This window comes from Deltaproteobacteria bacterium IMCC39524 (assembly GCA_029667085.1).
Classification (GTDB): Bacteria; Desulfobacterota; Desulfuromonadia; order Desulfuromonadales; family BM103; genus M0040.
Window position 1 is genome coordinate 63,198 of the sequence record JARUHJ010000006.1, and the last position, 13,182, is coordinate 76,379.

A 13,182-nucleotide genomic window follows, 5' to 3' on the forward strand; every position below is an offset into this window, starting at 1 on the left:
AAGACGGGCTTACATGCTTGACTACCCCTCTTCGGTAACCCGGCTATCCTCGTGATCAAAGATCTTAAAAAGAGGACCCGTGGCTTTGCGTCCCCGGGTTACCCCGAGTTTGCCATTATCGGTGAGATAATGTTGTTGAGTGAAACCATAGCACATCAACCTCAAAAATTTGTCACATTTGCATATAAAGTTGGTAGAGATTGAAAAAAGCTTAATGCCCGGCCAAAGAAGGAGGCAAATTTAAACCATTGATTAATGCAAAAGCGCAGAGCTCGCGGAGGAAGACCAGTCACATCCTGGCTTTCTGAATTTTGGTTTGCTCTGCGATCTCCGCGTCTCAAGTGAGCATTGCGAACGGCCGTGAGTCAGACTTAGCTTTTGTCTAGCAGCTTTCGGTGCTTGCCTGCGTTAAAAAATCTAACCAACCAATCAGAGCCTAAGTTGAGTAAAAGGGACAACCAGAAAACTTTTTTTGAGTCCTGAACGAAAAATGCCCCGTTTCTGTCTACATGCAGAAACGGGGCAAATCATTTTTTTCAAGGCATAAATTACTTTGGAATGTTTTGTGCCCAGACCGGCAATTCGTTAATTACGACACCAAACATCGGAAGCACCAGCAAGTAGGTCACAACTACAGTCACCACGATACCGATGATATTCAGACCAAAACCACTTTTGGCCATCTGCGGGATAGTGACATAGCCGGAGCCAAAAACAATTGCATTGGGAGGTGTCGCCACCGGCAGCATGAAAGCACAGGAAGCCGCAATGGCAGCAGGAACAACCAGCAACAGCGGGTTTTGCCCAAGGCCGATGGCAACGGCAGCCAGAATCGGCATAACCATCGCCGAGGTTGCCGTATTTGATGTCAATTCTGTGAGGAAGATGATCAAAGTAGCAACAGCAATGATAAGCACCAGAACAGGAGCCTGATCGAGTAGACCAACCTGGCTACCGATCCAGTCGGCCAACTTGGTCTGTTTGAAGCCAGCGGCCATCGCCAGACCGCCACCAAAGAGGATCAAGACGCCCCAGGGCATCTTGGTCGCCCAATGCCAATCCATCACGAACTTGTTGCGCTTCAGACTGATTGGAATCAGGAAGAGCAGGATAGCGCCGGTCATGGCAATCGTTGCATCAGTGATCAAAGTCGGGTCGCTGAACATAAAACCGAGCTGCTTACGAAAGATCCAGCCCAGCGCAGTCAAAGCAAAGACCAGGGAGGTCCAGCGCTCGCCGGCATTCATAGGTCCCATCTCGCGCAACTCTTTGTGGATCAGGTCGCGGCCGCCCGGAACTTTTTTCAGCTTCATGGGGTTGGCAATCTTGGTCAGCCAGATCCAGCAGATCGGCAGCAGGAGAAGAACCAGAGGCACGCCAACTTTCATCCAGGCCGCAAAAGTGATTTCATAACCGTAGGTTTTCTGCAGGTAGCCGGCCAGGACCGTGTTAGGTGGGGTACCGATCAAAGTGGCCATACCACCGATCGAAGCAGAATAAGCAATACCCAGCATCAGGTTCAGACCAAAGGCAAATTTTTCAGGTGAAAAATCGATGGTTTTATCAAGGCCTTCTTTTTTACCCTCATCAACAACGTGGGTGATGATAGCCAATCCGATCGGCATCATCATAACCGTCGTCGCCGTATTGGAAACGAACGCAGACAAGACCGCAGTCGCAGCCATGAAACCGAAGATCAGGCGGCCAGGAGAGAATCCAACAGCCTTGACAATATTCATGGCAATGCGCCTGTGCAGATTCCAGCGCTGCATGGAAAGAGCAATAATAAATCCGCCCATAAAGAGAAAGATCAGGTGACTGGCATAAGGAGCCGTCGCCGCTTTGGTATGCATGATTCCCAGCAGCGGGAAAAGCGCGATCGGCAAGAGACTGGTCGCCGGGATCGGAATGGATTCGCACATCCACCAGGTTGCCATCAACAAAGCAACGGCCGCCATTTTCTGTGCTGCAGGCGCCATCCCTGCTGGAGCAGGAGATAAAATCATGAGAAGAAACAGGATTGGCCCTAGAAAAAGCCCTATAAGCTGACGCTGTGTGTACTCACGCGGCTCACCTTCTTCGACACCACCAGGACCTGACTTAACCCGGTTGGCGTGTTCAGCCGGCGCTTCATCCATTTCATCAGCAAGATCAACATCGTGCTCAATCTGCGATTCCTTGAGTTGGAGCGAGTCCTTCTTGTTCTTCTGAAGCCATTGTAAAGGCCTGAAAAGTACCAGGCCCTTCGTTTCATCATGCATGTCCCAAAGACGATTCCAAACTGAACTGGCCATGTATTGCCTCCCTTGCAGGTTATTGTGACGACTTAACGGTTGCATCATTCAGCCGAGCCTATTGAGCAACCACAGTGCCAACCTCAAGGGAGATGACGAAAGAAGAGATCGAGCCTACCGCAAGCCACCGAAACGACACTACTATTTTTGTACTACCGTATACGCGTCAACTTGCAGAGTGGCAAAACAGTGTCTCAACAGCCTCCTTTAAAAAAGAAAAAACGGCCAATAACGGCCGTTTTTGGTTGAACTGTTCTACCTTTAAGACACGACACTAGATCATCAGACAAAGGCTTCGAACCTTACAAGAACAACATTCCTTAGTAAGCCACTGATACTGTTGAATAGATACTAAATTCCTAAGTGTTGTCACCTTCTCTTTGGCAAGAAAAACAGCCTGTAAAATTCAGTTATTTTCTGATCACGTAAAAGCAAACCTGGCCCCTTAAGAAAAGGATTCAACTGAGAGGCATGTCCCCGGAGAAACAACCCCTATTTGAAAACCAACCCACTTCAGCTCGCTTCACCCAATTCATATTTTTCCATCTTGTAACGCAGGGTCCCACGAGGCAAATTGAGCAAACGTGCGGTCTTTGCGATATTACCACCGGTGATACCGACGGCTTGAGCAATCAGATCCCTTTCCAGCCGGCCGACAATCTCCTCGAACAAGATTCCTTCCGGCGGAATCCTATAGTCAAAAGAGGCTTCGTCCTGAGGTTTTTCTCCCCAAATCTCTCGGGGCAGGCATTCCGGGGTGATCGTCTCCTGATTGTGCATGATACAGACTCGCTCCATGACGTTACGCAACTCACGAACATTACCAGGCCAGTGATAGCGCATCAGCAGGTCAAGAGCAGCACGCGATATTTCATTAACGTTCTTGTGAAACTCCTTGCTGAAATGTTTGAGGAAAAATTCCAACAAAGGGGGAATGTCTTCGCGCCGCTGCCGCAAGGGGGCAACATGAATGGGAAAGACATTGAGCCGATAATAAAGGTCCTCCCGAAACCCCTTCTGTTCGATAGCCTCCTTGATTTCAAGGTTGGTTGCTGCGACAACCCGGACATCGATATCTATATTGCGGTTGCCGCCCAGACGCCTGATCTTGCGGTCTTCAAGAACCCTGAGCAGCTTAACCTGAAGGTTCATATCCATTTCACCGATTTCATCAAGGAAGATCGTACCGCCGTTGGCCTCTTCGAAAAGACCAATCTTGCGGGTCTTGGCATCGGTAAAAGCTCCCCGTTCATGTCCGAACAGTTCTGTTTCCAGCAGGTTGAAAGGAAGCGAACCACAGTTGATCTCAACAAAGGGTTTCGACTTTCGGGGGGACAACTGATGAATAGCTCTTGCGACCAACTCCTTGCCGGTTCCGGATTCACCGGTAATCAGGACAGTCGACGTTTCATGCTTGGCGACCTCGCGAATCTGACGGTACACCTGTGTCAGTTGTTCACTTGAGCCAACCATAAGGTTATCACCAGAAGCTTCACGAGACTGGCTTCCGCGTCTCAACTGACGAACTTCCCGACGCAGGTTCTGGGTCTCCAGGGCCAACTTGACGATCAGTCGAATGGCATCAGCCTTAAATGGCTTCTTGATGTAGTCGTAGGCCCCCATCTTCAAAGCCTCAACGGCGCTTTCGACGGTCCCGTAGCCGGTAATAATGATCACCAGAACCTCGGGATCAACCTCGCGCATAGCGCGCAAGACTTCCAGACCACTTTCTGCGCCAAGATTGAGATCCAGAAAAACCAGGTCGACATCAGCCTCACCGACTTCCTTGACTGCGTCATCACCATTGTCAGTAGAATATGGATGATAGCCGTCCTCCCCGAGAATCCTTTCCAGGTTCTCGCGAATAAAAGCCTCATCATCAACAATCAGAATACGTTCCATCTTTTAACCTCCCCGAACTCGCGGAAAAATTCAGTGTCGGTCATCTTAACTGGGGGCGGCATCGGGATCAACAGAAAATGGCCAACCTCAGCCACAAAAACAAGGAGCAACGGTTCCCAATTGGGAAAAGAAGATATCGTGGCTAATTTTGGCCAGAGTCGGGAAGAAAAATACGGAACTCCGTACCTTCCCCTTCATGGCTGTCAACTTCTACGCGACCGCCATGGCTGGCAATAATGGTGTGGGTAATAGAGAGGCCCAGTCCGGTGCCCTCGCCCTTGGTCGTGTAGAAGGGCTCGAAGATCAGCGACAGACGATCAGCAGGAACCCCTTGGCCGCTATCGCGGATCGTCATGCTCAGGCCCTTATCCTCGCGTTGTGCAGACACCCACATTTCACCGCCATCAGGCATGGCATCCATTGCATTTGTAAGCAGATTCAGAATCGCCTGTTTCAGCCGATCTCTGTCCATATTCGGGTGGTGCAGTTCCTCCGGGATCGCCTCATGCAGGACAACCTTCTGCTTCTGGAATTGCTTGCTCACCAAAAAAAGCGTATCGCGCAGAATCGCAGACAGATCTCCCGGGGCCAACCGGGTGTCAGGCAAGGAGGCAAAATTCAAAAGCTCATTCACAAGACCTTCCAGACGTTCTATCTCCTGCAAGGCGCGTTGGATCAAACGTTGATCGTCCGGGCTTGAGAGCATGCGGTCGTGCAACTCATCAAGCAAAAGACTGATGCCAGTCAAAGGATTACGTACTTCGTGAGCGATACCTGCTGAAAGACGGCCCAGGGAAGCAAGCCTCTCAAAACGTGCCATTTGCTGGCGGAGACTCACTCGTTCGGTCAAATCCTCCATAGTCAGGATACGACCATCTTCACTGCCTGAAGAGAGAGGATGAAGCGCCAGCCGGTAGGTAAGAGAGCGGCCGTTCTTTTCCAGTGAAACGTATTCACTCCAGCGGTCAACATTCATATTCGCGGAGACGGATCGATAGATTTCCGGAAGACCATGTAGCGCCTTCGCAAGTGGGATGTCACCGCCCGACTCATCTTCTATATTCAATATTGTGCGTGCCACGCCATTGAGCGAAGTGACCTGCTCGTCATTGTCCAGAGTAAGGATTCCGACCGCAACATTCTCAACGATCGTCTGTTTGAAGTCCCTCTCCCGCTTCATCTCCTTGCGGGAACGACGCAGAACAGCCAGCGTCTTTAGTAAACGTTCCCGTCGTTCATAGAGCTGCCGGGCCATGGTGTTGAAGGCTGTTGCCAGATCAGCGACCTCGACCGGGCTGGAGACATCGACCTGGGTGCCAAGCTTTCCTCTTGCCATCTCTTTGGTCCCTGAAATTAACGTCGAAAGAGGACCGGTGATGTTATGCGAGAGACGAAAAGCGACAAAAACAACCAACAGAGCCGTAACACCGATCATGACCCAGGCCCCGGTCAGGAAGGCCTGGTAGAGAAGGCGAATATTCTCTGCAGCTGACTCGGCCATACTATGGAACTGCTTTACTTCTGCACCAATCGTTATGCCGCCAAAGACACCAGTCTCAGCATAGGGTCCTGAATCGAAAAAAATCGGCGCAAAAGCCATAATCTTACGTGAGCCACCAACGTTGGTAACATCAAGGACTCCGGAGCGCCCACCAAGCACCGACTGGTGGACTTCCGGGTAGTTGGGGTGGATGAAGCTCGCTTCTCGCAGGTTATAAGGGATGTTCCCGCTGGCGATCGATTCCGGGCTGGAACTCTTGGAGTAAGGCGGGACCAGGTGACCCTCCTTGTCCAGGCCCCTGATATCCCAGAACTTGGGATGGGTAATAATCCAGCCTTCATTGTCGAACATAAACGCATAGTTGCCGCTCTGGTACGAAGGGAAAACCACATACCTTTCATCGGTCGGCGTAATATGCTGAGTGAACTCCATCAGGTGCCGGTGATCCAGAGACAGGACGACGACACCCTGTAGCTCTCCTTTATCAGAGAATACCGGGCGGGCGAAACGTACTACGCCTTCATAACGGGCACCTTCAATCGCCTCCCCGGGGTTCTCCGCTTCACCGAGCTGGTCCTGCTTGCTGACATGCCAACCGGTGAGATGGGAGACATAAACCCTCCCCTCGGGGAGATCCTTGGCTGCGCTAAAGTAGGTCTCGGTGAGATAGGTCGTATTCGCAGGCTTGGAAACATCACGGAGATCATCAGACAATAAACCATCAATAACCCGCAATCGTTCCACACCATCAGGGCCGATGAAAGCGAGTTCCTTGTAGAGTCGCGCAGAGAGTCTTTCCTCACGGGGATTTTCGTTGGTACCGGAACGGAACCAGATGAGACGACGGTGATTCTGACTGAACCAGAGGTAACTGGCACTGTCTGCCGGGAGTTGAGACAGCGCACCCAGATCACTCTCGATTCTACGCAAAAAGGTACGCACCTCATCAGCCACCATGACAGCTCGCAACTCAAGCGTTTCAGCGGCCTGCTCATCGAGCGCGCTGATGGCGCTGGCCCGAAGCATCTGTTCAACTGTGTCCAGGCTCTGCCCGGCAAAGGTGGCCAGGAGCACAAGAGGCAGCAAGGTCAACCCGCAAAAGACGTAGAGGACTTTTTTATGAAAAGACAAACGAGGCATTAGGGGAGTATAACACGGGGGTCCAATCGTTCGTGAGCCCGTTTGACAAGCACGCGGGAAATCAGTTCAGTGAACGAGAAGGGAAATGCATCTGTCTGGAGTGAATTGCGAGTGGCAACAGGTCCTGATGCTTAAGGAGCACTTCATCAAGATTGATCCCGTCACTGATGATCACATCTCTGGGGCTAAAGATGGTCCGGGCGAAATGGCTACCGTCCGGGCGCACAAAGATCTCAATCAGGTATTCTTCGCCTTCGTAAACACACCTATATTCTTGGACAAGCTCAATCTGTTTCATGCGACAGCCAAACTCCTGAATCAATAAAGTCGGTACATATCACAAGGTAAAAGCAAACATCGAGCCAACGGGAAAACATGGCCTTTATCGCAAGAACAATCAGCTCAAAGGAAAATAGTCGCTAAAAGACGGGGGCTTAGCATGGGAGATGGCGAAAAGTCAGGCCTAAAGGTTGCGACTGACAACATAGTCAGCCAGGCGAAGCATCGCCTCTTTGGCCGGGCAATCTGCAAATAATGCGAGATGACCCTTGGCTGACTCAATAAGGAGTTTGGCACGATCACGGGTGTAATCGATCCCATCATAGGAGTGAATCAGACCGACGATGTACTTCAAGTCTTCTTCAGGGAGTGTTTCCTGTTCGATAATTCCAGCTATTCTCTTACGTTCTTCTGCGTTGCAGCGCTTCAGGGTATGAATCAAGGGCAAGGTCACCTTGCCTTCGAGGAGGTCGTGCCCACACTCTTTGCCAAACGCGTCCTGATCGGCGACATAATCCAGGGCATCGTCCATAAACTGGAAGGCAATACCGAGATCCATACCATAAGCAGACAAAGCTTCTTCCTGCTCAGGAGGACAGGCGCCGAGGAGCGCGCCACAGCGACTCGCCGCGGAAAGGAGCACCGCCGTTTTGTTGCGAACCACTTCGATATAGCGTTCTTCGTCAAGCTCAACGTCACAGGTACTGATCAACTGCAGGACCTCGCCCTCTGCCATCTGCGTGGTCGCATCGGAGAGAGTTTTAAGAATCTCCAGATTCCCTTCGCGAACCATGATAGAGAAAGACTTTGCAAAGAGGAAGTCACCGACCAGCACACTGGCCTCATTCCCCCACACAGCGTTTGCGGAATCCTGGCCACGCCTGAGGACTGCGCTGTCGACGACATCATCATGCAGCAGGGTTGCCGTGTGAATAAACTCAACGACACTGGCCAGGCCAACATGAGATTCACCCTGGTAACCGGCAAGCTTTGCGCTTAACAACAGCATCATCGGACGCACACGTTTGCCGCCGCTGGCGAGGACATACTCGCCAACCTTGCGAATCAGAGGAACGCGCGACTCCAGATCCTTGCGGAACTGTTCCTCGACGCGCAGGATCTCGTCATTTAAAAGATTGAGCACAAAGTTCATAGTTATTGGTAATCCGAAGGGAAAATTATCGCTTATCCTAATGAATCCTCACGAAGCATGTCAAAGCTTTTTTCCTTAAAGCGCAAAGGAAATATAACTCACGAAGAGCGCTACCCTGAGAGGGGCAAAGAAACGGTTAGACGCGCACCACCCAGAAGTGATTTTTGTATTGAGATTTCTCCATCCTGACCTTCGACCAGTTTACGACAGAGAGGCAAGCCCAACCCGGTTCCTTCGCCATGGGCCTTGGTGGAAAAGAAGGGCTGAAAAACTCTCTCCTGATCTTCAAGTGAGATTCCCGGGCCACTATCATCAACATGGATTCGGGCAGAGCCAGACACTTTGGAAAGCGTCACTTCAAGACGACCTCTTCCCTGCAACGCCTGTGCGGCATTCAACAACAGGTTGATCATCACCTGGCGAAACTGATCGGCGTCCGCAGTTACGAATAAATCCTCGTTGACACCAACGATCTTCAGATCGAGGTCTTTAAAAAGCTTCTGCGGCCGAAGTGACGACACCACCTCTTCGACCAGCTGATTCAATTCAACACGCTCCCGATAGCTGTCCGGAGAACGCGCAAAACCGAGCAAACCACCGGTGATGCGTTTACAACGTCGGCACTCATCGATGATGGCAGCAACATCCTCGCGCAAAGGGTCTTCAACCTCCAAATCTTCGAGCAGGAGCTCGGCATGGCCAAGAATAATACCGACAGGATTGTCGATTTCATGGGAGACTCCCGCCGCCAACTGCCCAATCGCGGCAAGCCGCTCACTGCGCAGCAATTGCGCCTGCATGGTCTGCATCTCTTCGTTGGCAGTGCTCAAAGCATCGTTCTTACGGGTCAACTCTGCCCGATTCGCAGCCAGGCTCTCTGCCATATCATTAAAGGCTTGAGCCAGGGTCCCGATTTCATCACGGCTCTCCACCTCAATACGAGTCCCCAATTCTCCGCGGGTCAGGGAGCGGGCGCCATCGGTCAGGTGGGCAATTGGTCGGGTGATCCGTCTCGCGACAAGGCTGACCATCAGCAGGCAGGCAAAGAGAGCCGCAATGGCAATCATGACAAAGTAACTGCGTGCTTCCAGAAGTCGTGCATCAATCGAGTCGTATGAGATCAGGTAGCGAACCGAAATGACCTGTTGGCCGGTCGGTCCGAATGCTGGCTCAATGAGGTCAAGCAGCCGCCTGCCCTCAGAAAGTGTATGGGTGAGCATTGTCGTGCGCTCGGCGGCAAGGCGGGCAGAGATATCATCCTGATCAAATAAATGCAGATCGAGATCAGGGAAATCTTCAAACGCGCTCGACACATAGAGACGACGGCCGGTTGCCGAAACCAGGGAGAACTGGACCAGGTCTCGATTCAGACCGAGGAATTCATGCATGTTCGCAATGTCAGCGGGCTCGTCCGGCGGAAATGAACCACGGAAGCGCTTCAACAGTTCTGGAGTTGCCAACCTGGAGAAAGAGAGGCTCTGACTAAAAAGATAGTCCTCCCACGCTTGCGCCTGGTTGCGCTCCAGAAGCATGAACGTGAGCAGCAACAACAAGGCAAGGATGCCACCCGTGTAAAAAAGTAATTTTTTAGCTAAACCAGTTCGCAAAGCAAAAACCCTCAAGCATAAATTTGACTATCATAATCATACTTTACTCGCATAAATGGAAGCCCAATCTAGCCATTTATCTGACATGTAATAAAAGTACAGACAGGAGTTGACAAAAATCCGGCCCTGCCGTATAAACAGTACCGTTTTTGTTATATTTAATTAAACCTTGACAATCACACGCTGAACCTTAAACTTTGCAACACATTAATTTGATTTCAGGAGGTGCTATGGAGAAGCAGAACTACAACTACGCCATTGTGCGCAGCTTTGTCATCTGGAGCTTGATCTGGGGACTGGTTGCGGTACTGGTTGGAGTCATTGTCTCCTTCCAGATGGTCGAACCGGACCTTAATTTCCCGCCGTATCTGACCTTCGGCAGGCTCCGTCCGATTCACACCAATGCAGGGATCTATGGCTGGGGAGTCGGCGTCATCTTCGCCACCTTCCTTTATATTGTCCAAAGGCTCTGCAAGACTCCGCTCTGGAGTGACAAACTGGCGAAATTCCAGCTCTACTTCTTCAACGCCACGATCATTGCTTCTGCGGTCACACTCCTGCTGGGCTACACCACCTCCAAGGAATACCACGAGATGGAATGGCCGATCGATGTCATGATCGTCATACTCTGGGTCGCCTTTGGTCTCAACATCATCATGACCATTCTCAAACGCAAAGACGAGCAGATGTACATCTCGCTCTGGTACATGATGGCATCAATCGTTGGCGTGGCTATCCTCTTTTTGGTCAATTCAGCGGCAGAGCCGGTCTCCCTCTTTAAATCTTATTCAGCCTATGCCGGCACCAACGATGCCAATGTCGAATGGTGGTTCGGCCATAATGCCGTGGCCATGGCCTTAACCGCCCCGCCACTGGCAATGTTTTACTACTTCCTGCCGAAATCGACCGGTGTGCCGATCTACAGCCATCGTCTCTCGATTATTGCCTTCTGGAGTTTGATCTTCATGTACCTCTGGACCGGCGCCCACCACCTGCTCTGGACCCCGGTTCCGGACTGGATTCAGACTTTGGCCATGGGCTTTTCGGTCATGTTGATTGCCCCCTCCTGGGGCAGTGTATTCAACGGCTACCTGTCAATGGGAGGGCAGTGGCACCAGATGCGCGAGAATTACCTGGTCAAGTTCCTGATTCTCGGCATCACCTTCTACGGCTTACAGACTCTGCAAGGGCCGATGCAGGCAATCAGAACCTTCTCGGCGTTCATTCATTACACTGACTGGGTCCCGGCACACATTCACATGGGCACCATGGGCTGGGTCTCGATGATCAGCTTCGCCAGCATCTATTTCATGGTCCCACGTATCTGGGATCGCGAAGTCTATAGCATCCCATTGGCCAACCTGCAGTTCTGGCTGATCCTGGTCGGGCAATTGATCTGGTCGATCTCCCTCTGGGTTGCCGGTGTTCTGCAAGCAGGAATGTGGAATGCCATGAACTCTGACGGCAGCCTGACTTACACCTTCATGGAGACCATGGTTGAAATGTACCCCTATTGGTGGGCGCGCGCCTTCGGTGGAATAATCTACCTGGTCGGCCTGATTATCTTTATCTACAACATCTACATGACGGTCAAAAAAGGCGAGCCAACGGCCGTAACGACTGCAACTGCAGAAGGGAGGGCCTAAATCATGTGGGAAAAGAAACCTGTCCTCCTTATCGTTCTGGCGACTTGCGCCATTCTCGTCGGCACTATCGTCACCATGGTACTGCCCTTTGCCTGGGTCAACACCGAAGCGGACCGCATTGAGGGAGTGACTCCTTATACGGCCCTGCAGCAGGAAGGCCGCGACGTCTACATCCGCGAAGGCTGCAACAACTGCCACACCCAGACCGTTCGCCCCCTGGTCTCAGATGTCCTGCGCTACGGTGAGTACTCCAAATCGGGAGAATTTGTTTACGACCGCCCGTTCCTCTGGGGCTCCAAACGCACCGGTCCGGATCTGGCTCGACTCGGCGGCAAGTACCCCGATGAATGGCACTACAAGCACATGGACTCACCTCGTGCCATGGTGCCGATGACCAACATGCCTGACTACGAGTGGATTCGGAATTATCCCCTCGATCCACAGATGATCCAACGCAAGATGGAGACGCTTGATTTCCCCTATACGGCGGACGAGATCAAGGCCCTCGAAGGCAAAAACGAAATGGATGCTATCGTGGCCTACATGCAAAAGCTGGGTTCGGACATACCCTGGCGTGAAGCTACGGAAACAACCATTGTCGGCGAGCTGGTCAACCCATACGCAGAGGCAGACCAAGCAACCATCTCCAGCTGGGCACCATTATTCTCTGACAATTGTGCAGCCTGTCACGGGTCACGAATGGAAGGCGATATCGGTCCGGAGTTAATCGGCGAGGATTATGATGATGAAATCCTGTTCGAACTCATCTACTCCGGCATCACGGATGGCGGCATGCCGAGCTTCTCAAGTCTTGGCACCGACAAGGTCTGGAAACTGACCAACTTCATCAGGAACTACAAAGCCGACGGGGACCAATAATATGGATCTGGCTTCCATTGTCTACCTTGGCGTTACTTTCGGCCTCTTTGTTATTTTTGCCCTGATCGTGATACGGACCTACAACAAAAAGAACAAAGATAAAGGGGAAGTCGCCAAGTACAACATGCTGGATGACGATTAAACATTGCCTGTCAAACTCACTGACTTTTGACTAAAGGATATTCACATGAGCACAACGGATCCTCACAACGAAGAACATGCAGACGGTATTGTCGAAGATCGAGAAAAAGCCCCACCGGTCTACTTTAACGTTCTCTTTTATGGGCTGATCATCTGGGGCGTCGCCTTCATGTCCTTCTACCTCCTCTCTGGATGGAGCTCGGACGCTGAGCTCAAAGAGAAGATGGCGATTCACAAGGGAGAGCAACCGGTACCGCAAGAAGCCGCAGCACCGGCGCCTGTCCCGGCAGCGGTCCAGGCTCCTGCTGAAGCTGTAGCCGCAGACGGCCAGACGCTCTTCAAGAAGCATTGCGCCGGCTGCCATGGTGCCAACGGCAAGGGGGCCTTCGGACCTGACCTGTCTGGCGAATACAAGTACGGCAAGACCACCATGGCAGTGCATGAAAGTATCGCCTTCGGGCGCCCCAAGAACATGCCCGGGTTCGAGCAAAAGCTCTCCCGGGAAGAGATTGACGCGTTGACTGAGTTTATCCTCAGCCTTTAGAACTTAAAAAGCGGCAGGGGGGAGATCTTCTGCCGCTTTTTGTTTTTTCAGAACTGATTCCCCTAGTGAAAGACCCGCTCCTAGCTTTGCAACTCC

At 51.7% G+C, this 13,182-nt stretch carries 10 protein-coding genes and 1 riboswitch; of the genes, 4 read left to right on the plus strand and 6 right to left on the minus strand.

Annotation, left to right across the window (positions count from 1 at the left end; all coding sequences use genetic code 11):
* Positions 1-30: 30 nt before the first annotated feature.
* Positions 31-124, minus strand: a riboswitch (cyclic di-GMP riboswitch).
* 424 nt (positions 125-548) lie between these two features.
* The 6 genes from P9J64_14620 to P9J64_14645 form a co-directional block, all read right to left on the minus strand.
* Positions 549-2,294 (minus strand): DASS family sodium-coupled anion symporter, encoded by a 1,746-nt coding sequence (locus tag P9J64_14620; GenBank protein MDG5469562.1) that lies wholly within the window; start codon positions 2,292-2,294, stop codon positions 549-551.
* A 513-nt stretch (positions 2,295-2,807) separates the two neighbouring features.
* Positions 2,808-4,196 carry a sigma-54 dependent transcriptional regulator gene (locus P9J64_14625; GenBank protein MDG5469563.1) on the minus strand — a complete coding sequence of 463 codons (1,389 nt, stop codon included), beginning with the start codon at positions 4,194-4,196 and terminating at the stop codon, positions 2,808-2,810.
* Between the two features lie 142 nt (positions 4,197-4,338).
* A complete protein-coding gene (locus P9J64_14630) occupies positions 4,339-6,837 on the minus strand; it encodes an ATP-binding protein (protein MDG5469564.1) in 2,499 nt (832 codons plus the stop codon).
* A 61-nt stretch (positions 6,838-6,898) separates the two neighbouring features.
* Positions 6,899-7,135, minus strand: coding sequence for a hypothetical protein (locus P9J64_14635; protein MDG5469565.1), 237 nt, complete (start codon positions 7,133-7,135; stop codon positions 6,899-6,901).
* 165 nt (positions 7,136-7,300) lie between these two features.
* A complete protein-coding gene (locus P9J64_14640; GenBank protein MDG5469566.1) occupies positions 7,301-8,269 on the minus strand; it encodes a polyprenyl synthetase family protein in 969 nt (322 codons plus the stop codon).
* Between the two features lie 110 nt (positions 8,270-8,379).
* Positions 8,380-9,876, minus strand: coding sequence for a HAMP domain-containing sensor histidine kinase (locus tag P9J64_14645; protein MDG5469567.1), 1,497 nt, complete (start codon positions 9,874-9,876; stop codon positions 8,380-8,382).
* A 230-nt stretch (positions 9,877-10,106) separates the two neighbouring features.
* On the opposite strand from P9J64_14645, the gene P9J64_14650 reads away from it, so the two are divergent.
* From P9J64_14650 to P9J64_14665, 4 genes are read left to right on the plus strand one after another with little or no spacing between them, the layout of a single operon-like run.
* A complete protein-coding gene (locus P9J64_14650) occupies positions 10,107-11,522 on the plus strand; it encodes a cbb3-type cytochrome c oxidase subunit I (GenBank protein MDG5469568.1) in 1,416 nt (471 codons plus the stop codon).
* Positions 11,523-11,525: 3 nt separating this feature from the next.
* Positions 11,526-12,401, plus strand: a complete 876-nt coding sequence (locus tag P9J64_14655) for a cbb3-type cytochrome c oxidase subunit II (protein ID MDG5469569.1) — start codon at positions 11,526-11,528, stop codon at positions 12,399-12,401.
* A gap of 1 nt (position 12,402) precedes the next feature.
* The gene (locus P9J64_14660; GenBank protein ID MDG5469570.1) at positions 12,403-12,543 is read left to right on the plus strand and encodes a cbb3-type cytochrome c oxidase subunit 3; all 141 of its coding nucleotides are present in this window, start codon (positions 12,403-12,405) and stop codon (positions 12,541-12,543) included.
* 45 nt (positions 12,544-12,588) lie between these two features.
* Positions 12,589-13,086 carry a c-type cytochrome gene (locus P9J64_14665; GenBank protein MDG5469571.1) on the plus strand — a complete coding sequence of 166 codons (498 nt, stop codon included), beginning with the start codon at positions 12,589-12,591 and terminating at the stop codon, positions 13,084-13,086.
* Positions 13,087-13,182: the final 96 nt, after the last annotated feature.

Excerpts from the sequence above, each read along its gene's own strand:
- P9J64_14630 (MDG5469564.1), bottom strand. The coding sequence starts at position 6,837 with ATGCCTCGTTTGTCTTTTCATAAAAAAGTCCTCTACGTCTTTTGCGGG.
- P9J64_14665 (MDG5469571.1), top strand. The coding sequence starts at position 12,589 with ATGAGCACAACGGATCCTCACAACGAAGAACATGCAGACGGTATTGTC.
- P9J64_14625 (MDG5469563.1), bottom strand. The coding sequence starts at position 4,196 with ATGGAACGTATTCTGATTGTTGATGATGAGGCTTTTATTCGCGAGAAC.
- P9J64_14650 (MDG5469568.1), top strand. The coding sequence starts at position 10,107 with ATGGAGAAGCAGAACTACAACTACGCCATTGTGCGCAGCTTTGTCATC.
- P9J64_14620 (MDG5469562.1), bottom strand. The coding sequence starts at position 2,294 with ATGGCCAGTTCAGTTTGGAATCGTCTTTGGGACATGCATGATGAAACG.
- P9J64_14660 (MDG5469570.1), top strand. The coding sequence starts at position 12,403 with ATGGATCTGGCTTCCATTGTCTACCTTGGCGTTACTTTCGGCCTCTTT.
- P9J64_14635 (MDG5469565.1), bottom strand. The coding sequence starts at position 7,135 with ATGAAACAGATTGAGCTTGTCCAAGAATATAGGTGTGTTTACGAAGGC.
- P9J64_14655 (MDG5469569.1), top strand. The coding sequence starts at position 11,526 with ATGTGGGAAAAGAAACCTGTCCTCCTTATCGTTCTGGCGACTTGCGCC.
- P9J64_14640 (MDG5469566.1), bottom strand. The coding sequence starts at position 8,269 with ATGAACTTTGTGCTCAATCTTTTAAATGACGAGATCCTGCGCGTCGAG.